This window comes from Streptomyces sp. NPDC091289 (assembly GCF_044757365.1).
In the GTDB taxonomy this organism is placed as follows: domain Bacteria; phylum Actinomycetota; class Actinomycetes; order Streptomycetales; family Streptomycetaceae; genus Streptomyces.
Window position 1 is genome coordinate 113561 of the sequence record NZ_JBIVUT010000003.1, and the last position, 21869, is coordinate 135429.

Annotated in this window: 17 protein-coding genes and 1 pseudogene; 5 read left to right on the forward strand and 13 right to left on the reverse strand. The window is 72.3% G+C overall.

The features are described 5' to 3' along the window. Window positions 1-77: 77 nt before the first annotated feature. From ACIQPT_RS04700 to ACIQPT_RS04715, 4 genes are all read right to left on the reverse strand, one after another. A complete protein-coding gene (locus ACIQPT_RS04700; RefSeq protein ID WP_401152720.1) occupies window positions 78-2864 on the reverse strand; it encodes a DUF6493 family protein in 2787 nt (928 codons plus the stop codon). After that, window positions 2861-4240: an SWIM zinc finger family protein gene (locus tag ACIQPT_RS04705; protein WP_401152721.1), complete on the reverse strand. Its 1380-nt coding sequence runs from the start codon at window positions 4238-4240 to the stop codon at window positions 2861-2863. The genes ACIQPT_RS04700 and ACIQPT_RS04705 overlap by 4 nt, the downstream gene beginning before the upstream one ends. Before the next feature lie 91 nt (window positions 4241-4331). Next, window positions 4332-5924, reverse strand: coding sequence for an alkaline phosphatase D family protein (locus ACIQPT_RS04710; protein ID WP_401152723.1), 1593 nt, complete (start codon window positions 5922-5924; stop codon window positions 4332-4334). A 144-nt stretch (window positions 5925-6068) separates the two neighbouring features. After that, the gene (locus ACIQPT_RS04715; protein WP_401152724.1) at window positions 6069-7526 is read right to left on the reverse strand and encodes a PLP-dependent aminotransferase family protein; all 1458 of its coding nucleotides are present in this window, start codon (window positions 7524-7526) and stop codon (window positions 6069-6071) included. Between the two features lie 47 nt (window positions 7527-7573). Between ACIQPT_RS04715 and ACIQPT_RS04720 the strand changes: the two are divergent. After that, window positions 7574-8416, forward strand: a pseudogene (locus tag ACIQPT_RS04720) (DMT family transporter); the annotation flags it as partial. A 93-nt stretch (window positions 8417-8509) separates the two neighbouring features. Here the strand turns inward: ACIQPT_RS04720 and ACIQPT_RS04725 are convergent. Further along, on the reverse strand, window positions 8510-9340 hold the full coding sequence (locus ACIQPT_RS04725) for an alpha/beta fold hydrolase (RefSeq protein WP_401152726.1): 831 nt from the start codon (window positions 9338-9340) through the stop codon (window positions 8510-8512). Window positions 9341-9462: 122 nt separating this feature from the next. Between ACIQPT_RS04725 and sigJ the strand changes: the two genes are divergently transcribed. Together sigJ and ACIQPT_RS04735 are read left to right on the forward strand one after the other, a co-directional pair. Further along, the gene (sigJ, locus tag ACIQPT_RS04730) at window positions 9463-10347 is read left to right on the forward strand and encodes an RNA polymerase sigma factor SigJ (RefSeq protein ID WP_401152727.1); all 885 of its coding nucleotides are present in this window, start codon (window positions 9463-9465) and stop codon (window positions 10345-10347) included. Between the two features lie 289 nt (window positions 10348-10636). After that, window positions 10637-11407, forward strand: coding sequence for a GntR family transcriptional regulator (locus tag ACIQPT_RS04735; RefSeq protein WP_401152728.1), 771 nt, complete (start codon window positions 10637-10639; stop codon window positions 11405-11407). Between the two features lie 133 nt (window positions 11408-11540). On the opposite strand, the gene ACIQPT_RS04740 is transcribed toward ACIQPT_RS04735, so the two are convergent. From ACIQPT_RS04740 to ACIQPT_RS04750, 3 genes are all read right to left on the reverse strand, one after another. Beyond that, window positions 11541-12698 (reverse strand): ROK family transcriptional regulator, encoded by a 1158-nt coding sequence (locus tag ACIQPT_RS04740; RefSeq protein ID WP_401152729.1) that lies wholly within the window; start codon window positions 12696-12698, stop codon window positions 11541-11543. 100 nt (window positions 12699-12798) lie between these two features. Continuing rightward, window positions 12799-13449, reverse strand: coding sequence for a response regulator transcription factor (locus tag ACIQPT_RS04745; protein ID WP_103513136.1), 651 nt, complete (start codon window positions 13447-13449; stop codon window positions 12799-12801). Further along, on the reverse strand, window positions 13421-14614 hold the full coding sequence (locus ACIQPT_RS04750) for a sensor histidine kinase (RefSeq protein WP_401152731.1): 1194 nt from the start codon (window positions 14612-14614) through the stop codon (window positions 13421-13423). Before ACIQPT_RS04750 ends, ACIQPT_RS04745 begins: the two co-directional genes overlap by 29 nt. Before the next feature lie 108 nt (window positions 14615-14722). Between ACIQPT_RS04750 and ACIQPT_RS04755 the strand changes: the two genes are divergently transcribed. Together ACIQPT_RS04755 and ACIQPT_RS04760 are read left to right on the forward strand one after the other, a co-directional pair. Then, window positions 14723-15655, forward strand: coding sequence for an ABC transporter ATP-binding protein (locus tag ACIQPT_RS04755; protein ID WP_401152733.1), 933 nt, complete (start codon window positions 14723-14725; stop codon window positions 15653-15655). A gap of 2 nt (window positions 15656-15657) precedes the next feature. Further along, window positions 15658-16395 carry an ABC transporter permease gene (locus tag ACIQPT_RS04760; RefSeq protein WP_401152734.1) on the forward strand — a complete coding sequence of 246 codons (738 nt, stop codon included), beginning with the start codon at window positions 15658-15660 and terminating at the stop codon, window positions 16393-16395. Window positions 16396-16413: 18 nt separating this feature from the next. Here ACIQPT_RS04760 and mug read toward each other — a convergent pair whose 3' ends face one another. From mug to ACIQPT_RS04785, 5 genes are all read right to left on the reverse strand, one after another. After that, window positions 16414-16998, reverse strand: a complete 585-nt coding sequence (mug, locus tag ACIQPT_RS04765) for a G/U mismatch-specific DNA glycosylase (protein WP_401152736.1) — start codon at window positions 16996-16998, stop codon at window positions 16414-16416. A 19-nt stretch (window positions 16999-17017) separates the two neighbouring features. Further along, window positions 17018-18460, reverse strand: coding sequence for an adenylosuccinate lyase (gene purB / locus ACIQPT_RS04770; protein ID WP_401152737.1), 1443 nt, complete (start codon window positions 18458-18460; stop codon window positions 17018-17020). An 89-nt stretch (window positions 18461-18549) separates the two neighbouring features. Then, window positions 18550-19419 (reverse strand): SGNH/GDSL hydrolase family protein, encoded by an 870-nt coding sequence (locus tag ACIQPT_RS04775; RefSeq protein ID WP_401152739.1) that lies wholly within the window; start codon window positions 19417-19419, stop codon window positions 18550-18552. A gap of 75 nt (window positions 19420-19494) precedes the next feature. After that, window positions 19495-20514, reverse strand: a complete 1020-nt coding sequence (locus ACIQPT_RS04780) for a hemolysin family protein (RefSeq protein ID WP_401152741.1) — start codon at window positions 20512-20514, stop codon at window positions 19495-19497. Beyond that, window positions 20511-21851, reverse strand: a complete 1341-nt coding sequence (locus ACIQPT_RS04785; RefSeq protein ID WP_401152743.1) for a hemolysin family protein — start codon at window positions 21849-21851, stop codon at window positions 20511-20513. The genes ACIQPT_RS04780 and ACIQPT_RS04785 overlap by 4 nt, the downstream gene beginning before the upstream one ends. Between the last annotated feature and the right edge of the window lie 18 nt (window positions 21852-21869).

A 21869-nucleotide genomic window follows, 5' to 3' on the forward strand; every position in this document is an offset into this window, starting at 1 on the left:
AACGGTGTTGCCTGATCACGAACGCCTTGTGACTGATGGGTTACGTGTTGATCTGGTCGCCTATCGTCGTCTTTCGGTCAGATTTTGAGACCGGCCGCTCCTTGATCCGGACCGAGGGCGTCCGGTGTGGACTCCTCCACCCCGGCAGGGAACGCGGCGAGCAGCCGGGCGGCCTGGCGGACCGTCTGGGAAGCGCCCTTGCGCCCGGCTGTCGCCGCCAGCCCCGCTATCGGCGGGATCCCGCCCGTACCGCAGCGCTCGGCGCACCCGGCCGCCACGGACAGCAGGTCGCCGAGCCCCCGGGGCGTCTTCTCGTACGCCAGGAGGCCGGGCAGCATCGCCGCCAGCACGGTCAGCACCGTCCGGTACGCGCCGGTGGCGGCCGCCGTGCCGAGCGCGTCGGCCGTGCGGTTCACCTTCACCAGGTCGCGGTCGACCAGGATCGCCAGCTCCCGCCCGAGCGACGCACCGTCCAGCAGGCCCCGCGTGGCCAGCACGAGCAGGGCGTCCACCGCCGCCGTCCGGTCCTCGGGATGCCGGGCGCCGAGCCCGTAGGCCAGCGCGAGATGCATCGCCCCACCCACCTCGCCCGCGCTCTCCGCCAGCGCCGGCAGGAACCCGACGGCCCCCCGCTGCCCCTGGTCGGCGGCGAACAGCAGATCCGGCATCAGCCAGGCGGCCAGCGTCTCCGGATCCCCGGGCAGCGTGGCCGTCCAGTGCGACGACCGATCGGGCCCCCAGTGGTAGCACTCCCGGGCATGGGGAAGCTGCGCCTGGCCCAGCCAGTGGAAGGCTTGCGGGAACTCGCGCTGGATCACCGGCCGCTCCCGGGTCGCCAACAGCACTTGACGGACCCCGGTCGTCGTCCGCTGCCACCAATTGCCCGCCGACGGGCGGGAGACGGCGGTCGCCGGATGCCGCAGCACCGGGGCCACCGGCTCGTCGGCGCGGATCCAGGCGGCCAGCCGGTCGCCCTCGCCGGTGCCCAGCGCCTCGGCCGCAGCCGCCGCGTCCGCCCCCTCGGGCCCGTTGCTCCGGTGGACCCGCAGCAGGGCCTGGGCGAAGTCGGTCGGACCGGGACGGACCCCCAGCTCCCGGTAGGTCCGCAGCCGCTCCACGAGCTCGGCCGCCTCGATCGCCCCGGTGTGCCAGGTCGGCGTGGCCAGCAGGAACGGCACCCGTCCGGCCGCCATCGCCTCCGCCGCCTCCCACACCCGGTCGAGCAGCACCCCGTTCAGCGCGGCGTGGGCACAGGCGTCCGCACCCGGGACGACCGTCTTCGCCCGCCACGCGGACCTGTCCCGCTCGGACACCAGACCCAACAGCGAGGCCACCACGACGGAGATCCCGTGCGAGGTCGAGATGTACCGCGGGTCGACCATGTACGGGCCCAGGCCGTGCTCGACGAAATACACACCGGCCAGCGCTTCCCGCAGGGACTCCGACAGCTCCTCCCGGTGGGTCCGGGCCAGCCGGACGAGCCCGTCGAGGGTGCGCTCGAAGCCGGTGACCCCGGACGAGAGATCCGTGCCGCCCGACGAGGGGGCCCAGCGCTCCGACGCGTGCGACTTCACCCGGGCGGCCACCTCCTCGACGAGCTCCGCCACGGTCTCCGGCGCGGGATCGTGACGCCGCAGCACCGGCACGGGCGGCAGGAACTCCTCGTACGCCTCCTGCGGCTCCTCCTCCACCGGACCGCCGAACAGAGCGGCGACCGTCTCCCGGTGCAGAGGGCCCAACTGTGCGGCGCTGGAGGCCAACCGCTCCCGCACCTGCGTGCCGGAGACACCGGGGAGATACCGCGCGACCAGCTTCAGGGCCCGCTCCTGGACGTCGATGCCCTCGTGGCCGAACGCCTCGGCCACCGCCGGAAGAAGCGCGTCCGCCGTCGATGGGTCCCGGCGCAGCGCCGTGCCCAGCAGGCTCAACTGGGCGCGCACCAGCTTCTTCTCCTGGCGGAAGAGCACCGCCCCCGACACCTCCGCCAGCTCCCGGGTGGAAAGCTCGCCCCGAGCGTCCAGGCGCCCGAGCACCTGCTGGGCATGCGCGGCGACCGGACCGATCCCGTCCGCCGCCATCACTGTCCAGTCCCGCAGATGCCTGCTCTCCTCTTCCTCCGTCGCCTCCAGCCGCTGGAGGACGGCGAGGAAGAACCGCTGGTCGACAGATTTCCCGCCGCGCATCAGACGGCTCACGCACCGCTCCACCAGATGCGGCCGGTCCAGCAGCCCGTCGTCGGCCAGTGCGCACAGCGCCCCGGGCCAGTGGTCCCGCGAGTCCGCCGCGTCGTGGAAGTCGATCTGCGGCGGCAGCTCCGGCATCTCGAACAACCGGGGCGCCAGCACGGCGGTGTGCGGGTCGTCCCGCAGGATGTCGGTCAGCGGACGCCGGGTCCGGCCGCGCCAACGCGCCGCGCCCACCAGCTCCGTCCAGCCCACCACCAGGTTGTCCGTGACGGGGAGCGGAACCCGGGCGATCCGCGTCAGCTCGCCGACGAAGGTGTACTCCGCGTCGGAGAGGGCCGCGCGCCCCGCGAACCGGTGGGCGAGATCGCCGAGCCACTCCGGATCACGGTCCTTGAGCGAAGCGAGGATCAACGGATACGGAGAACGGGTCCAGTCGCGCAGATCCCGGCCCCCGATCCAGGAGGCGCACCCCGCCGCACCGGTGTGACAGCCCGCGCCGGCCACCAGCAGCGCCTTGCGGATCCTGTCCCGGCGCTGCCAGTCCCAGCCCCGCACCTCCTTGCGCAGCTCCTTCAACTCGGCGAGCGCGGCCCGGCGTCCGGGCCGGTCCAGGGCGAGCACCAGTGGAGGCACCTCGTGGTGGCGCCCCGCCCGTACAGCGGTGAGCAGCTCGTTCATCGCACGCCTCCCGCGACCGTCGCACCCCGGCGGACCATGCGTACGGCGAGCGCGTGTTTGCAGGGCCCTCGACGCCCCCGGTAGTCCGCCCACCACTGACAGGTGCAGGTGAACGCCGAACCGCTCTCGCGCACCTGGTAGCGGCGGTCACCGGAAGCGACCGTCGCCCGCGCACCGTCGAGGGACACCGCGCCCGCACGGGCCAGCCCGCGGGCGGCCACGAGACGCGGATTGTGCCGCTCCGCCCGGTCCGCGTCGTACGGCAGCTCCCGGTGGAAGTACGCCGCGTCCGCCAGGTCGTAACCGACGCGCCCCGCCGTGCCGAGCCGGGTGAGCGCGGCCCGCACCCGCTCCACGCTCAGCCCCGACTGCTCGGCCAGCGACGCCGGTTCGATCCGGGGCTCCCAGGCGAGCAGCACGGACACCAGCTCGGCGTCGGCCGCCGCGTCATCCGTGGCCAGCGCCTCCAGGACGCCGCCCTCGCCCGAGAACCCCCGCGAGGAGTCGGGGGAGAGCGTCAGCGTGAGCCGCATCCCCGGCAGGACCACCTCCCAGGCGCTCGCCGCCGCCGCACCGTCGGCCACCGGCCCGTACACCCGCAGGGCCGTCGCGTCGCGCAGCACCCGCTGCAACGCCACCAGCCGCTCCGGGCCCGGCAGACACACCGCGCCCGGCACCGGCCGGGTCGTCGGCCGCAGGGACCCGCCCGCCGCCACCACCCACCGGGCGCCCCGTGTCGCACGGCCCGAGGCCGGGGAGCGGGGCAGTGAACGCAGGAACGCCACCGCCTGCGCCGCCGTCAGCTCGGCCCGCAGATCGAAACCGGCCGACGCGACCTGTGCCTCGGCGAAACCGCGCAGCCACCGGTCGGGCAACGGCACCTTCTTCTCCACCACCGGACCGTCGAGCGTGGTCACCGCCAACTCCTCCGGGCCCACCCGCAGATGCAGCGGATCATCCGCCGTGATCCGCGAAAGCGCCTCCCGCAGCGGAGGGTTCACGTCCACGTTCGTCGTTCCGTGGCCGGTCTCCCGGCCGTCCAGCCCCTCCTGGAGCACATCGAGACGTGCGTACACCCCGCAGCAGCCGGAGAACGACTCGAAGCGCAGCCGGTCGCCGTTCCCCGTCACCACCGGGTCCAGCGAGGCGGGCAGCGTGCGCTGGTAATAGCGGGCGGCGGCCACGTCCGCGACCGCCAGCAGCCCGCGCGCCGCTATGCGCGGAGCGGAGAGGAAACCCGCGAAGAACCGCGGGTGCGCCTCCGCCCCGCGCGGCGTGAGCCCTCCCGCGGTCTCCAGACCGAGGGAGGGCCCCACCTGCGAGGACTCCAGGGATGACGGGCGTGCGTAGGCCAAGGCCTGAACGGATCGGGTCATGAAAAAAAGCGTAGGACCCACCACTGACAACGGCCCTCGGGACAGCGACAACGGCCCTCGGCACAGCCGCCCGCCGCCCGGGGACCGCCGTTCACTGGCCGGTGCGACCGGGCCGGAGCACCTTGGTGAACAGCACCGATCCGCCCTCGGCCCGCAGACGCACCGTCAGCTCCGCACTGTCGCCGTCGATCTCCACCTCGCCGAAATACTGCGGGGTCTCCATCGGCGAGACATTGGCCCGCTCGGGGGCCCGTACGAAGACCCGGTCCGGGCCGAACGTGCCGTCCAGTGCGTTGGCCGGGAAGCCGCCCGCCGCCAGCGGGCCCGACACGAACTCCCAGAACGGGGCGAAGTCCTTGAACGCCGCCCGCTCCGGCGCGTAGTGCTGGGCCGATGTGTAGTGCACATCGGCCGTCAGCCACACGGTGCCGGTGATCCCGCGGTGCTTGATGAACCGCAGCAGTTCGGCGATCTGGAGCTCCCGCCCGAGCGGCGCCCCGGGATCGCCCTGCGCCACCGCCTCGAAGTCCGTCGCACCGTCCGGGACCACCAGGCCGAGCGGCATGTCGGCGGCGATCACCTTCCACTCCGCCCGGGAGGCGGCGAGCGAGCGCTTCAGCCACCGCAACTGCTCCGCGCCCAGGATCCCCGTCGTGTCGTCGGCCTGCCGGTTCGGGGAGTTGGCGTTGCGGTACGAACGCATGTCGAGCACGAACACATCCAGCAGCGGCCCGTGGTGGACGACCCGGTACATACGGGAACGGCGCCCGGCACCGTACGAGGGCGCGAGCGGCACGTACTCGTGGAAGGCCCGCACGGAGCGCGCCGCGAGGACGTCCACGTTCTTCTCGGTGTAGCGCGCGTCGTCCAGGATCTGGCCGGGATACCAGTTGTTGCGCACCTCGTGGTCGTCCCACTGCACGACGGAGGGCACCTGTGCGTTGAAGCGGCGGACGTTCCGGTCGAGCAGGTTGTAGCGGAAGTTGCCCCGGTACTCGTCCAGCGTCTCGGCGACCTTCGCCTTCTCCTCGGTCATGACATTGCGCCAGACCCGGCCGTCCGGCAGCGTCACGCTCGGCTCCAGCGGACCGTCCGCGTAGATGCTGTCGCCGCTGCACAGGAAGAAGTCCGGGTCCAGACGGCGCATCTCCTCGTACACCCGGTAGCCGCCGATGTCCGGATTGATGCCCCAGCCCTGCCCCGCGATGTCGCCCGACCACAGGAACCGCACCCCGGCCCGGCGCCGGGCCGGAGCGGTGCGGAACGTCCCGTACACCGGTGTGCCTGTACGGCGCGGATCGACCGGGTCGGCGAGGGTCACGCGGTAGTGCACCTGCTCGCCCGCGGGCAGGCCGTACAGCGGTGTGGTGCCGGTGAAGTCCGTTCCGGGGCCGATCGACGGCCCGTGCCACCTGCGGACCCGCCGGAACGACTCGGTCGCCGAGGTCTCCACCAGCATCCGGGCCGGCCGGTCCGAGCGCACCCACAGGAGAGCCGACGAGGCGGTGACACTGCCCACCTGCACACCCCAGGACGCTTCGGGCCGCCCCGCCAGGTGCAGCGCGGGCGCCGACGAGGCGGTGGCGGGCGAGAGGGCGACCGCCGCCGGGGCGATCAGCGAGCCGCGCAGGACGGCCCGGCGGCCGGGCGAGGGAACACGCGGACGGTGCGGACGGTAGGGCATCGAAGCGCCTCCGGGGAGGTGTGCGGGCGGTGCGCCGTTCGCGAGAAATCGTGGACCGGCGCCGGTCTGTGCCCATGACTAGTGCCCTGCGGCGGCCGGAGCCCCAACCCCGGGTGAACGGCGCCCGTCAGCCGGGCCGCACGGTCAGCCGGGTCCGGCCCGGCAGGAACGCCACGCGCCCGCCAGCGCGGCGACCCCCCGGGCGATGTCGCCGGGGGCGAGATGGGCGTAGCCCAGCACGAGGGGCACGCTGCCGTCGTCGGAGCCGGCCGTTCCGCAGTCGCGCAGCGGCCGCAGCGCGATGCCCGCCGCGGCCGCCCGGTCCAGGAAGACGTCCTCGGGGCCGTACCGCGCGGGCAGCCGGGCGATGATGTGCAGGCCCGCCGCGATGCCGCTGACCTCCGTGCCGGGGAAGTGCTCGGCGAGCGCGGACACCAGGACGTCCCGGCGTTCCCGGTAGGCCCGTTGGCAGCGCCGCAACTGCCGGTCGTAGCCGCCGCGTACGACGAAGTCGGCCAGTACGGCCTGATCGATCACCGGGTTGCCCAGATCCATGGTCCGTTTGCGGGCGACGATCCGCTCGGTGAGCGCGGCGGGGGCGATCAGCCAGCCGAGCCGCAGACCGGGAGCGAGCGACTTGCTCACGGATCCGGTGTACACGACCCGCTCGGGATCCAGCCCCTGCAAGGCTCCCACCGGAGCTCTGTCATACCGGAAGTCCCCGTCGTAGTCGTCCTCCATGATCACGCCGTCCACGTCCCGCGCCCATGCGAGCAGCTCACCGCGGCGCTGCGCGGAGTATCCGATTCCGGTGGGGAACTGGTGCGCGGGCGTGGTCACCACCGCGCGTACGCCGGAGCGTTTCAGGGGCGCGAGGGCGAGCCCGTCGCCGTCGAGGGGCAGCGGTACCGTGCCCAGACCGGTCGCCGCGAACAGCGACGCGTGTTCCGGACTGCCCGGATCCTCCACCCCGACCGAGATCACGCCCTCGTCCCGGAGCACGAAACCGAGCAGCGTCGTCGCCTGGGCGACCCCCGAACAGACCACCAGACGCTCCGGATCGGCCACCACGCCCCGACGCCGGGCGAGCAGCCCGGCCAGGGCCTCGCGCAGCTCCGGCAGACCGCGCGGATCGGGGTAGCCCAGCGCGCCGTGCGGCAGCCGGCCGAACACCGTCCGCTGGGCGGCACTCCACGCGCCGCGCGGGAAGAGGGACAGATCGGGGGTGCCGGGCCGGAAGTCCACCCGCGCGCCCGGCGCGCGCGGCGCATGGTCGCGTACGGGCCGCTCCGCCGCGCGTACGCCCTCGCTCACCCAGGTGCCCGCGCCCCGCCCGCTGCGCAGATAGCTCTCCGCGGTGAGCTGCTCGTACGCCTCGGTGACCAGCCCGCGCGACACCCCCAGATCGGCCGCGAGTTCACGGCTGGAGGGCAGCCTCGTGCCGGCCGCGAGACGGCCGGAGCGAACCGCCTCCCGGAGCGCGGACCGCAGTGCGCGTCCCCGCCCGCGCGCCGGCGCGGCAGCGGCGGGCAGCAGCAACTCCCAGGCCGGAGAGAGGGATTCCACCGGCGGGCGATGCGGATTGGTCCCCGAAGACGTCATGGAAGTGGACCTTAAACCGGTCCGTCGCCGACCCTAGCGTCGGCCCCATGAACGCAACCTCTCTGCGCGGGGCCCTCCTCGCGGCCCTCGCGTGCGTGCTGGTGGGGGCATCCTTCACGGCCAACAGCGTCCTCGGCGACTACCCGTTCGCAGGTGGCCAGGCCCTCCGCTACGGTCTCGCCGCGCTCCTGCTCGTCCCGTTCCTGCGGCGCGACCCCGAATCGGCGACGGCCCGGCTCCGGCGCCTCACCCGCCGTCAGTGGGGGCGGATCGCGCTGCTCGCCGCCGTGGGCATGGTCGGGTTCAACCTGGCGGTCCTGGCGGCCGAACAGTCGGCGGAACCGGCTGTTCCGGGCGTCTTCGTGGGCTGTGCGCCGATCGTGGTCGGCGTGCTCGTTCCGCTGCTGGACGGCCGTCGTCCGTCCCGCGTCACGCTGTACGCGGCCGGGCTCGTCGCCGTCGGGGCGTTCGCCGTCCAGGGCTGGGGGCGCACCGACCTGGCGGGGGTGCTGTTCTCGGTGGGCGCGCTCGCGGGCGAGGTCGGCTTCGCGGTCCTCGCCGTTCCCGTGCTGCGGCCGCTCGGCCCGAAGCTGCTCTCCGCGACGGCATGCGGCCTCGCCGCCGTCGAGTCGGCGCTACTCGGTCTGCTGATGGACGGCGGCTCGTTCCTGCGGCTCCCGACGGGCGGCGAGGCGACGGCCCTGCTGTGGCAGGCCGTCGTCGTCACCGTGATCGGATTCGTCTGCTGGTACAGCGGGATGCAGCGCATCGGCGCCGAACGCGCCACGCTCTTCTCCGGCCTGATCCCGGTCTCCGCCGCCCTGACCGCACCGCTGGTCGGAGCCGGGACGTACGGTCTCGCCCAGGGTGCGGGAAGCCTCCTGGTCGGCGCCGGTGTGGCGTACGGCTCCGGTGTCGTCGGGCGGCGCGGGACCGCCGGCGCGCGGCACTCCGGCCGGGCGCCGGCGGCCCGACCGGACGGCTCAGCGGCTGGTGTCCAGGATGACGCGGGCCACGAGCGCCGGGTCGTCGTTCATCGGGACGTGCCCGCAGCCGGGCAGCCGCACGAGCCGGGCGTCGGGGATCACCCGCTTGGCGCGGACTCCCTGCCTGCGCAGCAGGATCCGGTCGCGGGTGCCCCAGGCGACGGTCACGGGTATGCCCTTGACGTCCTCGCCGAAGGAGGCGCCCCGGCCGACCTCCAGCGTCTGGTGAAAGCCGGTCGCCCCGCGCAGGGCGAGCGTCTCGGCGACGACGGCCTCCGGTGAACGCCTCCCGGGCCGGGCGTAGATGGTGCTGGTGAGAGCAGTCCGGCCGGCCGCGCTGTGCGACAGACGCTCTATCAGCGGCACGGGCAGGGCGAGCGCGCTCCGGCGCATCGTCCGCAGGGTGCCGAAGGCGTAGCGCCGTTCCGCCTCGGTCCAGAAGCCCGCCGGGGACAGCGCGGTCACCGACCGCACCAGCCCGGTGCGGCCCAGCTCCAGTGCGAGCAGCCCGCCCAGCGAGTTCCCGGCCACATGGGGGCGGTCCAGGCCGAGTTCGGCGCAGAAGGCTCCGAGCACCGGGCCGAAGGTCGCGAGATCGTACGGAACTCCGTCCGGCAGCGCGGGCGAGGTGCCGAAGCCGGGCAGGTCCACGGCGATCACCTCACGCTCGGCGGCCAGGATCCGTGTCACCGGGTCCCAGGCCCTCAGGTGGTGCCCGATGCCGTGCAGGAGCAGCAACGGTTCGCCCGAGCCGGTCCGTTCGTACGCGACCGAGACCGGACGGGGGCCGTCGGCCGTCGCGACGGTGAAGGAGGCCGTGGTGGTCATGCTGCCGCTCCCTGCATTGGGTAGACATCTCGTCAACAACAATTACCGTCGGGTAGCTTGGAGTTCAAGGGGCCCGGCGATTCCCGCTGGACAGCGAGTGACCCGTGGGCTGGGATGGACCGATGACCGCCGACGCCGCGACCGAGCTCTTCGAAGAACACCGGCCCGTTCTCACCGGTGTCGCCTATCGGATGCTCGGACGCGTCGCCGACGCCGAGGACGTGGTCCAGGAAGCGTGGCTGAGGTGGTCGGCGGCGGCGCGCGAGGACATCCGGGAGCCACGGGCCTTCCTGGTGCGGATCACCACCCGGCTGGCCATCGACCGGCTCCGGCATCTGCGGTCGCGCCGGGAGGCGTACCTGGGGCCCTGGCTGCCGGAGCCGGTGGTCACGGACTTCGGCCCCGCCCTGCCCGACACCGCGGAACGCGCCGTCCTCGCCGATACCGTCTCGCTCGCCGTGCTGGTCGTCCTCGAATCGCTCTCGCCGCTGGAGCGCGCGGTGTTCGTGCTCCGTGAGGCCTTCGGATTCCCGTACGCCGAGATCGCCACCGCCCTGGACCGCACCGAGGCGGCCGTCCGGCAGCTCGCAGGCCGTGCCAGGCGCCATGTGGAGGAACGCAAGCCGCGCTACGACGTGGACCCGGCCGAGCGGCGCGACCTCACCGAACGCTTCCTGGCCGCCGCCTCCGGGGGTGGTATCGAGCAGCTGCTCGCGCTGCTGGCCCCGGACGTCCGGCTCGTCAGCGACAGCGGGGGGAAGGCGAAGGCGCCGCGGCGGATCATCGAGACCGCCGACAAGGTCGGCCGCTTCCTCTTCGCCGTGGCCCCGGACCTCGGCCCGGACGGGGAGATCCGCATCGTGGAGCTCAACGGCGGACCCGCCGTCGTCTACTTCGTCGGCGGTAAGCCCGACGCCGTTTTTCAGATCGAAGTCAGCCAAGGTGTCATTCAATGCGCCTATATCATTCGTAATCCGGACAAGCTCTCCGGACTGCCCGTCGCATAGCCATACGCACCACCGGCCCGCCCCGGCCCTCGTGGCCCCGCGGGTTCGCCGCAGGCCTGGTCAGAGCCCTGCCGTCCCCCGTGATGGCGGGGCTCTGTGCTGCGCGCGCCTCACAGCACCGCGAACGTCGTGTGAACGCTCTGCGCCAGAGTCCCGTTTCGCTCCGTTACGGAATAAGTATTGGTCTTGACCAAGGGGGTATGCCGTCCTAGGGTCTCCACTTAAGGCAGGAACCTTTAATAAATAACGTCGCGGAAAACAAGACGCTTGGGCGATTGCGGAGGACAGGGTGGGGACCACGCAGCTGGAATCGGTTCAGGAGCCGAAGTACTGGCACCTCAAGACCGTGCTCAGTGAGGCACTCGACTCGGACTTTGCGGTGGGGGAGATCCTGCCCAACGAGCGGGACCTCGCGGCGCGGTTCGGTGTCGCGCGAGCCACGCTCCGGCAGGCTCTGGAGCAGCTCGAACTCGAAGGCAGGCTGCAGCGCCGTCGTGGTGTCGGGACGACCGTCGCCCCGCCGCGCGTGGGCATCGCCGTCTCCACCGCGCAGCACGAATGGACGGGCGGCGTCAGCGGCGAGGCCTGGCAGCCGGTCGAGAGCACCATGGACAAGGCCCCGGCGGCGGTGGCCGTCATGCTCGGAACGGACCCTGCCGAACCGGTGCACGTGGTGCGCCGTATCCGTGACACCCAGGGACAGGCCGTAGCGGCGGAGCTCCTCTACATCCCCGCCTCCTCGGTGCCCGACCTCTCGGCCATCGAGGCCCCGTCCGGTACCGTCCGCGCCCGCAGTGTGCTGCGCGAGCTGCACCGGCTCGGACTGCAGGGCCAGGACCGCTCGGTGGAGCTCGGCTCCGCGCGGGCGGACGACGCCAAGGAACTGGACCGGCTCCCCGGCGCCCCCGTCCTCGTCGTCACCACCCGCTACTTCACCGTGGACGGCACGGCTGCCGTGTCCGTCGCCACCTACCGCGCGGACACCTGCCGGCTCACCTTCGGGGACTCCGGCGCGCTGGAGATCAGCCACGACGATCAGCCGGAGCGCCAGGCCTCCTGACGCCCGGCCCGCTCGGCCCCCGCCCGCCGTTCTCCGAGGACTCCGGTCCTCGGGAAGCGGCGGGTGCGTGCTTTCCGGGGCCGTGGTCCGCGACCCGACGCTCTCACCGCGGCGGGCGGCCGGCGGCCGGCGGTCAGCGGCGGGCGGTCACGGCCCCCTCGACGGCGAACAGCTGCTCCTCGACGTGGTCCAGGGCGAGCCGCAGAGCCCCTGTCGCGACGGCGGCCTCCCCGAGCAGCGACAGGGTCACCCGGGGCGGGCGCAGACAGTAGCGGGCCAGCTCCTCGCGGAGAGGCTCCAGCACCCCGTCCAGTCCGGCGGCCCAGCCCCCGACCACGACCAGCTCCGGATCGAGCGCCAGCACCAGCGCCGCCACATCGTGCACCAGCCGCTGGAGGAACCGCTCGACCGCGGCCTGGGCCCCCGCATCGCCCTCCCGGGCCTTGGCGAACACCGCGGCCACCGCATGCTCGTCCAGCGGGTCCAGCGGTGTGTCCGTCGTCGACAGCAGATGCTCCGGCGTCACGTCCCTGCCCAGCAGGTGCAGGGCGCCGATCTCCCCGGCGGCCCCGCCGAACCCCCGGTGCAGACGCCCGCCGATCAAGGACCCCGCTCCGGGGCTCAGCCCCGCCAGCACGAAGACCACGTCGTCGGAATCGGTGGCCGCGCCCTTCCAGTGCTCGGCCACCGCCGCGGCGTTGGCGTCGTTCTCGACGAGCACGGGGCAGCGGAACGAACGGCGGAGCCGCTCCCCGAGCGCGAGGCCGGTCCAGTCCGGCAACGCCGTACCCAGCCGCACGGTGCCGTCGGCCTCCACGATCCCGGGACTGCCCACACCCACGGCACGCAGACTGCTCCGGGCCACCCCGGTGCGCCGCAGCACGTCCGCGATGACGGCCCGGACCTGGTCGAGCCGGTCGTCCGCGCCGGCGGTCTCCGACACCGCGCGGGAGCCCGCCCCGACGATCCGGCCGTCGAGCCCGGAGATGAGCGCCGACACCCGGTGCGGACCAATCTCCACCCCGAGGAGGTGCCCCGCCTCGGCCCGGAAACGGAACCTGCGGGCAGGACGCCCCTGGCGTCGGGCCTCACTCTCGTCGGGCACGGCCTCGACCACGAGGCCCGCTTCGAACAGCCCCTCGACGACCCCTTCGACCGTCGGCCGGGACAGCCCCGTGATCCGTGTCAGGTCCGTCAGCGTCGGCGCGCCGGCGCCCCTCAGGGCGTGCAGCACTACCGCGGAATTGATCCGCCGCAACAGCGACGGGTCCCCACCGGTCAGCCGGCCCACGGTATGTCCTCCCAGCTCGTGCGCATGTCTGCCGGATCGTACTCGTTGGCCGCGACCCCTGCGACCAGCGAGGAAAGCCGGTATCGAGCCGCAACCTGAGTCACCCCGGAGCGACGAATCCGGACTCGTAGGCGGCGATGACCGCCTGCGTACGGTCCCGCGCTCCCAACTTCGCCAGGACCGAGCTGACATGGGACTTCACCGTCTGGATCCCGACGACGAGGTCGGCCGCGATCTCCGCGTTCGACAGCCCTCGGGCCATCAACCGGAGCACCGCCGCCTCCCGGTCGGTGAGCGCCGCCCGGTCGAGGGCGGCCCGCGCCTTGTCCGTCCCGTACTCGGCGGCGAGCTGCCGGACCGCCGCCGGGAACAACAGCGATTCCCCCTCGGCCACCAGACGCACGGCGTGCACGATTTCCGCGGGCCTGGCTCGCTTGAGCAGAAAACCGTCGGCCCCCGCCCTCAACGCCTCGTACACGTACTCGTCGTTCTCGAACGTCGTCACCACCAGGATCTTCGGGGGATCCGGCACCGTACGCAGCACCAGCCGGGTCGCCTCGATCCCGTCCATCAGCGGCATCCGCACATCCATCGCCACCACGTCGGGCCGCAACCGGTTCACCAGGGGGATGACCGCGGCGCCGTCCGCCGCCTCGCCCACCACCTCGATATCGGGCTGGGCTTCCAGCACGGCACGCAGACCGGCGCGCACCAAGGGCTCGTCATCGACCAGAAGAACGGTGAAGGGCATCCGACCAGCGTATGCCGTCCAGAGGAAGGCTCACACGTACCCGCCACTCACCCTCCCGCGACTCCATCCGCGCCTTCCCGCCCAGCAGCGCCGCCCGCTCCCGCATCCCGCGCAGCCCGCTGCCGCTTCCCTGCGGACCGGCCACCCCGGACAGCGGGTTGACCACTTCCAGCTCCAGCCGCCCGCCGGCCACCCTGATGCTCACCCGGACGGGGACCGGCCCCGCATGACGGAGCACGTTGGTCAGGCTCTCCTGAAGAATCCGATACCCCTCCCGCGAAACCGGCGCAGGGACCAGGCCGAGATCCCCGGACACCCGCGCATCCACCTCCGCCCCGGAACTCCTCGCCGAGTCCAGCAGCCGCTCCGCCTCTCCCAGCGTCGGCCGTCGGCTCACGGGGGTGCCGGATTCCCGCAGCACCTTCAGCACCCGCTCCAGATCCTCCAGCGCGTCGCGCCCGGTCTCCTCGATGGCGGCCAGTGCCCGCTCCGTGAACGCCGGATCGTTCGCCGCCCGCGCCGCACCGGCCTGCACCACCGCCACCGTCAGCGCATGGCCGATGGAATCGTGCAGCTCCCGGGCCATCCGATTGCGCTCCAACAACTGCTCGGTCAGCTCCTCCAGCACACTCAGCCGGTCCGTCGGCGAAGGGCCCAGCAGCCACCGGGCGGCCGCCGTGCTGAGCCGGCCCCCGAGCACCACCAGAACGAGCAGCGGAACGATCGGCAGCGGTGCGAGCAGCGCGTTCCACCAGTGCGGGCTCATCCCCTCGACCAGCCCGCCCGGAGGCCTGCCCGCCGCCGACAGGACGAGCTCGATCGAGGCGACGGGCAGCCAGAGGGCCAGGATCGCGGCGCCCGATATCAGGAGCCGCACCTCCAGCCAGAGCACGGTCCGCCACCGCTCCGCCCAACTCGCCGAGGACGCCACCGCGATCGAGGCATCGGGCTGCCCACGCTCGGACGGAGTCAGCAGCAACTGCGCCTGCAGGCCCTCCTCGAGCCGCATCGCGGGTATGAGGCCGACCGGCACCGCGAAGAGCAGGGGCGCCCAGAGCTCGTCGGAGATGAAGAACCACACGCTGGCCGCGGCAGCCGGAATGAACATGTGCAACCAGCGGCTGTACGTGACCGCGCTGGTCAGCGGGGCGAGGATGCGGTGCATGTCCTCATCGTCCCAGCGGGCCTGGCGCACCGGCTCCCCCATGAGAGGGAGACGAACCCCGCCGGCGGGGGAAGCGGGCCGCCCGGCGCACCGGCCAGGCTGGACGACATGACCAGCATCGACGTCCACGAGCTCACCAAGGAGTACGGAACCACCCGTGCGGTGGACCGCCTCAGCTTTCGCGTGCAACCGGGCAGGGTCACCGGATTCCTCGGCCCCAACGGCGCCGGCAAGTCCACGACCATGCGCCTGGTTCTCGGCCTGGACCGGCCGACCGGCGGTTCGGCCACCATCGCCGGGCGGCCCTACGCAGAGCTCCCCGATCCGCTGTGCACCGTCGGTGCCCTGCTCGACGCCCGGGCCGCCCACGGCGCACGCACACCGCGCAGCCACTTGTCGGCGCTGGCCGCGAGCAACGGGATATCCATGTCGCGGGTGAAGGCCGTGCTGGAGGAGACCGGGCTCGGCGACGTGAGCACACGGCGAATCAAGTCCTTCTCCCTCGGGATGCGCCAGCGGCTCGGCATCGCGGCCGCCCTGCTCGGAGACCCGCGGGTGATCATGCTCGACGAGCCGTCGAACGGGCTGGACCCCGAAGGCATCATCTGGATCCGCGAACTTATGAAGAGGCTCGCCCGCGAGGGCCGGACGGTGCTGGTCTCCAGCCACCTCATGAACGAGACCGCCTCCTTCGCCGACCACCTGGTGGTGCTCGGCCGGGGCCGCCTGCTCGCTGATATGTCGATGAAGGAGTTTCTCGACTCACGCAGTCAACCCCGCGTACGTCTGCGAACGACCGAACCAGGCAGGCTCCACTCGGCGCTGACCTCCCGGGGCCTGACCGGGGTACAGGCCGAGGACGGAGGCTGGGCGATCGACGGCGTCACGGCGGAAGAGATCGGTGCGATCGCCGTCGACGAAGCCATTCCCCTGCTCGAACTCCGCGATGAACGCGCCACGTTGGAGCAGGCCTACCTCGACCTCACGGCGGACGACACACCTTTCGCCGCATCGACCGCCAGCAACCGCCAGGAGGCGTGACCATGACCCTGACGGCAGTACTCCACTCCGAGTGGATCAAGATCAGGTCGATACGGTCGATCTACGGCTCCCTGATGGCCGTCCTCGCCACCACGCTCGCCATCACGGTGCTCGTCCTCGGGAGCGTCGGCCAGGACCAGGCGGAGCGGGCCGGGTCCGATGCGCTGCTCAACGCCTTCTTCGCGCTGAACTTCGGGCAGATCGCGGCCATCGCGTTCGGCGCGACCGCGATGTCCTCGGAGTTCATCGACGGAGCCCTGCGGATATCACTTGCCGCGGTTCCCCGCCGCTCCCTCTTCTATACGGCGAAGATGACGGCGATCGGCGGGTCGGTGCTCGTCGTCGGACTGGTGACCAGCTTCGCGGCGTTCCTGGTCGGTCAGCTCTTCCTGGGGGAGCACGCGATCGGCCTGGGGCACCCCGGTGCGCTGCGTGCCGCCTTCGGAGGGGGGATCTATCTCGCGCTGATGGCGCTGCTCGCGGCGGGTCTCACGGCGCTTCTGCGCAGCGCGGTCGCGGTGCTCAGCCTGCTCATACCCCTTCTTCTGATCGTCCCCTTCGTGTTCGTGGACGTCGCCGGCGCGGTGGTGCGGTATCTGCCCGACCGTGCGGGGCAGGCGGTGCTTCACCAGAATCCGGAGGGCGGACTGGGGCCGTGGACCGGCCTGGCGGTGGCAGCCGTGTGGGCGGCGGCAGCGCTTCTGGCGGGCTGGTGGGCGGTCCGCAACCGGGACGCGTGAGGCTGGGGGAGGAGCGGTTCAGCCGGTCGGGGCGGGACCGGCCGGGGGCCGCCGGTCGGCCGGGGGGCGGGTGAGTACGGCGTCCCGGAGGCGGGCGTACTCCTCGGCCATGCTCTGGACCGTCCAGTGGGCGTTGAGGCCGCTGGGGTTGGGGAGAGCCCACACACGGGCGGCGCCGACCGTGCGGTCCTGGGGGCCGATGCGGGCCCTGGGCTCCCCGAAGGCCGTGCGGTAGGCGGTGATGCCGACCACCGCGAGCCACTGGGGCGCGAGCCGCTCGACCTTCGCCGTCAGAGCGGCCCCGCCCTCCCGGAACTCTTCGGCGCCAAGCTCGTCGGCCCGTGCGGTGGCCCGCGCCACCACGTTGGTGATGCCGAGCCCGAGGCCGAGCAGCTCGGCCTGTTCCGAGGGGTGCAGCTGACGGGGCGTGAAACCCGAGCGGTGCAGGACCGGCCAGAACCGGTTGCCGGGGTGGGCGAAATGGTGGCCCGTCGCCGCGGTCGTCAGGCTCGGATTGATACCGCAGAAGAGCACACGCAGACCGCCCGCGGCCACATCGGGGACGATGCGGTCACGGGCGGCGCTCAGCTCTTCGGGTGTCATGCGGTGAGGGCGGTGCCGGTCAGAGGATCGAGCCGGGGGCGTAGTTCGCAGCCTCGGGGTGCTGCTTGGTGATCTCCTCGATCCGGGCGACCAGCGACGAGACCTGGTCGCCGGCGGCACCCGTGAACGAGAGCTTGTCGGCCATCAGCTCGTCCAACTGCGCGCGGTCCAGCGGGATCCGCTCGTCCGCGGCGAGCTTGTCGAGCAGCTCGTTGCGCTCGGCGCCCTGCTCCCGCATCGCGAGGGCGGAGGCGACCGCGTTCTCCTTGATCGCCTCGTGGGCCACCTCGCGGCCCACCCCGGCCCGTACGGCGCCCATCAGGACCTTGGTGGTGGCCAGGAAGGGAAGGTAGCGGTCCAGCTCGCGCGCCACGACCGCGGGGAACGCACCGAACTCGTCCAGCACCGTCAGGAAGGTCTCCAGGAGGCCGTCGAACGCGAAGAACGCGTCCGGGAGCGCCACCCGGCGGACCACGGAACAGGACACGTCGCCCTCGTTCCACTGGTCGCCCGCCAGCTCACCCGTCATCGAGGCATAGCCGCGCAGGATCACCATCAGACCGTTCACCCGCTCGCAGGAGCGCGTGTTCATCTTGTGCGGCATCGCCGACGAGCCGACCTGGCCGGGCTTGAAGCCCTCGGTCACCAGCTCGTGGCCGGCCATCAGCCGGATGGTCTTCGCCACCGAGGAAGGAGCAGCGGCGAGCTGGACCAGAGCGGTGACCACGTCGTAGTCGAGCGATCGGGGGTAGACCTGACCGACCGAGGTGAAGGCCTCGGCGAAGCCGAGGTGTCCGGCGATGCGCTGTTCCAGGTCGGCGAGCTTGCCCGCGTCGCCGCCGAGCAGGTCCAGCATGTCCTGCGCCGTGCCGACCGGGCCCTTGATCCCCCGCAGCGGATAGCGGGAGAGCAGGTCCTCCAGGCGGCCGTAAGCGACCAGCAACTCGTCGGCCGCGGTCGCGAAGCGCTTGCCCAGGGTCGTCGCCTGCGCGGCGACATTGTGCGAGCGTCCGGCGATGACCAGCTCGCGGTACTCCGCCGCGAGCTTGCCGAGCCGGGCCAGCACGGCCACGGTGCGGTCGCGCATCAGCTCCAGCGAAAGGCGGATCTGAAGCTGCTCGACGTTCTCCGTCAGGTCCCGGGAGGTCATGCCCTTGTGGACCTGCTCATGACCGGCGAGGGCGTTGAACTCCTCGATCCGGGCCTTCACGTCATGCCGGGTGATCTTCTCGCGCTCGGCGATCGAGACCAGGTCGACCTGGTCCAGCACACGCTCGTAGTCGGCCAACGCGGCGTCGGGCACCTCGATCCCGAGGTCCTTCTGAGCGCGCAGCACCGCCAGCCACAGCTGACGCTCCAGCTTCACCTTCTGCTCGGGGGACCAGAGGACGGCCAGCTCCGCAGAGGCGTAGCGGCCGGCCAGGACATTGGGGATGCGAGGCTTCGCAGACACAGCAGTCACGTAGACAGATTCTACTGGCGATTTATGCAGGCCAGCGACGCGCCCTGGTTTGTGGCTTGCTACGAAGGCCAGGTTGCTCGGTCGGCGGCTCAGTCGGCTTCGGGGGTGCTCGCCGTGGCGTCCGGGGAGACGGCGCGGCTCCACCCCGTCACCGGGCCGGGGGTCTCGGCGTCCGCGGGCGTGATCCAGAAGGCCCTGCCCGTCGCGGCGTCGAACTGTGCGCCCGAGCGGCCGTCGCCGGAGGATCGGCCGGTGAGCCGTCGCCCGATCCAGGGGGCCAGATGCTGACGGGCGAAGCGGATGTCCTCGGACCGCCGGGACGCCCAGCGCGGCGGCGCCGTCGGGGGGACGGGCGTCCGCCAGTCGAGCTCGGCCGGAAGCCCCAGCGTCTGCCAGACGGCCTCGGCGACGCGCCGGTGTCCTTCGGCGGTGAGGTGCAACCGGTCGACGTCCCACATCCGGGGGTCCGCGAGCGACGGAGCCCCGTAGAGATCGACCACCGAGGCCCCGTGCCGGCCGGCCAGGTCGTCGATCAGGGTGAACAGCTCCTCCATGCGGGGGCGGAACCGCTCCAGCACCGGTCCGTTGCGGGCGGGGCTGCGCATCAGGATGAGTTGCTTGCAGGACGGGGCCAGGCGTTCCACGGCTTCTTCCAGCCGCCCCTTGACCAGTCCCATGTCGCACTTCGGGCGCAGGGTGTCGTTGAGCCCGCCGACGAGCGTGACCACATCGGCCTGGAGCGCGGCCGCCGCCCCCACCTGCTCGTCGACGATCTGGCCGATGAGCTTTCCGCGTACGGCGAGATTGGCGTACCGGAAGCTGGGGGAGCGGCTCGCCAGCCGGGAGGCGAGGACGTCGGCCCAGCCCCGGTACGTGCCGTCGGCGAGCAGGTCCGACATGCCCTCGGTGAACGAGTCGCCGACCGCGACGAGACTGGTGTATGAGGCATTCAATTCCATGGCCCCGCAATCTTACCGGTCGGTAGGCCAGTGGGCCAGCAAACCAGTGGACCAGCAGGCCGGTAGGCCGGTAGGTCAGCGGGACTGCGGGCGTCCGACGAGTTCGCGGAGCACGTCCTCCATCGTGACCATGCCCGCCAGCCGGTCGTCCTCGTCGAGGACGGCCGCCAGGTGGGTCCGGCTGCGCCGCAGAGCGGTGAGCACGTCGTCCAACGGAGTCGCCGCCCGGACGCGGGCGATCGGCCGCATCGCCGTCACCGGGAAGGGGACGTCGCGGGGCATCGCGTCCAGAGCGTCCTTCACATGGAGGTAGCCGAGGATGCGCTGCTCGCTGTCCATCACCGGGAAGCGGGAGAACCCGGACTCGGACGAGAGCCGCTCCAGCTCCTCCGGAGTGGTGCCGACCCTGGCGTACAGCACCCGGTCGACCGGCATCACCACGTCCCGTACCGGCCGGCGGCCCAGCTCCAGAGCGTGGTGGAGCCGTTGCGCCGAGCGGTCGTCGACCAGTCCGGCATCCCCAGCGTCCTGCACCAGCCGGGCCAGTTCGTCGTCCGAGAACGTCGCGGAGACCTCGTCCTTCGTCTCCACCCGCAACAGCTTGAGCAGGGCGTTGGCGAACGCGTTGATCGTGAAGATCACCGGGCGCAGGCCGCGGGCCATCGCGACCAGCGGCGGGCCCAGCAGCAGGGCGCTCCGCGCCGGTTCGGCCAGCGCGATGTTCTTCGGGACCATCTCGCCCAGCAGCATGTGCAGATAGGTCGCCACACCCAGCGCGATGACGAACGACAGCGGGTGGACCAGCCCGTGCGGCACCCCCACCGCGTCGAAGACCGGCTCCAGCAGATGGGCGATGGCCGGTTCGGCGACGATGCCCAGCACCAGCGTGCAGAGCGTGATGCCGAGCTGAGCGGCGGCGAGCAGCGCGGACACGTGCTCCAGGCCCCAGATGACGCTCCGCGCCCGCCGGTTGCCGGACTCCGCCTCCGGCTCGATCTGGCTGCGGCGCACGGAGATCAGGGCGAATTCGGCGCCGACGAAGAAGGCGTTGGCCACCAGCGTCAGCAGGCCGATGAAGAGCTGGAGAACGATCACCGTTCGTCCTCCGTACGGTCGTCCCCGGATCCGGGCAGCGGGGCGTGCAGCAGGGCCCGCGCGGCACGGCGGCCCGAGGCGTCCACCACGTCGATCCGCCACCCCGCCAGCTCGACGCTGTCGTCCACCGTCGGGATCCGTCCGATCTCGGCGGCGATCAGCCCCGCGAGCGTCTCGTAGGGCCCGTCCGGTACCCGCAGACCGATCCTGCTGAGCTGGTCGGTGCGCGCCGCCCCGTCGGCCGACCACAGGGTCCGCCCGTCGGCGTCCTCACCGGCGGCGGCGAGGTCGGGCGTCTCGTGCGGATCGTGCTCGTCCCGGACCTCGCCGACGACTTCCTCCACGATGTCCTCCAGCGTCGCGACCCCGGCCGTTCCGCCGTACTCGTCGATGATCACGGCCATGGCGAGCCGGCCGGACAACCGGTCCAGCAGCTTGTCCACGGTGAGTGTCTCCGGTACGAGAAGGGGCTCGCGCAGCAGGTCCGAGATACGGGTGCGGGGCCGCCGGTCGGCGGGGATCGCCAGTACGTCCTTGATGTGGGCCACGCCGACCACGGTGTCCAGGCTGCCCCGGTAGACGGGGAAGCGGGACAGACCGGTCGCCCGCGTGGCGTTGGCGACGTCCTCGGCCGTCGCGTGCAGGTCCAGCGCGGTCACCTGGACCCGCGGCGTCATCACGTTCTCCGCGGTCAGCTCCGAGAGGTTCAGGGTGCGGACGAAGAGCTCGGCCGTGTCCGCCTCCAGCGCCCCCGCCTTCGCGGAGTGCCGGGCCAATGCCACCAGCTCCTGCGGGCTGCGCGCGGAGGCCAGCTCCTCGGTCGGTTCCAGACCGAAGCGGCGCAGGATCCGGTTGGCCGTGTTGTTGAGATGGCTGATGAAGGGCCGGAACACCGCCGTGAACGCGCGCTGCGGTGTGGCCACCGCCTTGGCCACGGCCAGCGGGGAGGAGATCGCCCAGTTCTTCGGGACGAGTTCGCCGACCACCATCAGAACCACCGTGGACAGCGCCGTGCCGATGACGAGCGCCAGGGTGGAAGCGGCGGCGGGAGGCAGCCCCGCCGCCTCGACGGGGCTCCGGATCAGCTTGGCGATGGACGGTTCGGAGAGCATGCCGATCACCAGGTTGGTGACGGTGATGCCGAGCTGGGCCCCCGAGAGCTGGAAGGTGAGGCTTCGAACGGCCTTCAGCGCGCTCGCGGCGCCCCGTTCGCCCCGCTCGACGGCTCGTTCGAGCTCGCCGCGCTCCACCGTGGTCAGGGAGAACTCCGCCGCGACGAACGCGCCGCAGGCGACGCAGAGCAGCAGGGCGACGAGCAGCAGAAGTACTTCGATCATCGGTTCACCTCCGTCCCA

What these genes read in the sequence shown, in the direction of transcription:
- ACIQPT_RS04775 (WP_401152739.1), bottom strand. Translation starts at nt 19,419, where the DNA reads ATGGAATTGAATGCCTCATACACCAGTCTCGTCGCGGTCGGCGACTCG.
- ACIQPT_RS04755 (WP_401152733.1), top strand. Translation starts at nt 14,723, where the DNA reads ATGACCAGCATCGACGTCCACGAGCTCACCAAGGAGTACGGAACCACC.
- ACIQPT_RS04750 (WP_401152731.1), bottom strand. Translation starts at nt 14,614, where the DNA reads ATGCACCGCATCCTCGCCCCGCTGACCAGCGCGGTCACGTACAGCCGC.
- ACIQPT_RS04700 (WP_401152720.1), bottom strand. Translation starts at nt 2,864, where the DNA reads ATGAACGAGCTGCTCACCGCTGTACGGGCGGGGCGCCACCACGAGGTG.
- sigJ (WP_401152727.1), top strand. Translation starts at nt 9,463, where the DNA reads ATGACCGCCGACGCCGCGACCGAGCTCTTCGAAGAACACCGGCCCGTT.
- ACIQPT_RS04760 (WP_401152734.1), top strand. Translation starts at nt 15,658, where the DNA reads ATGACCCTGACGGCAGTACTCCACTCCGAGTGGATCAAGATCAGGTCG.
- ACIQPT_RS04725 (WP_401152726.1), bottom strand. Translation starts at nt 9,340, where the DNA reads ATGACCACCACGGCCTCCTTCACCGTCGCGACGGCCGACGGCCCCCGT.
- ACIQPT_RS04710 (WP_401152723.1), bottom strand. Translation starts at nt 5,924, where the DNA reads ATGCCCTACCGTCCGCACCGTCCGCGTGTTCCCTCGCCCGGCCGCCGG.
- ACIQPT_RS04715 (WP_401152724.1), bottom strand. Translation starts at nt 7,526, where the DNA reads ATGACGTCTTCGGGGACCAATCCGCATCGCCCGCCGGTGGAATCCCTC.
- mug (WP_401152736.1), bottom strand. Translation starts at nt 16,998, where the DNA reads ATGACACCCGAAGAGCTGAGCGCCGCCCGTGACCGCATCGTCCCCGAT.
- ACIQPT_RS04745 (WP_103513136.1), bottom strand. Translation starts at nt 13,449, where the DNA reads ATGCCCTTCACCGTTCTTCTGGTCGATGACGAGCCCTTGGTGCGCGCC.
- ACIQPT_RS04785 (WP_401152743.1), bottom strand. Translation starts at nt 21,851, where the DNA reads ATGATCGAAGTACTTCTGCTGCTCGTCGCCCTGCTGCTCTGCGTCGCC.
- ACIQPT_RS04705 (WP_401152721.1), bottom strand. Translation starts at nt 4,240, where the DNA reads ATGACCCGATCCGTTCAGGCCTTGGCCTACGCACGCCCGTCATCCCTG.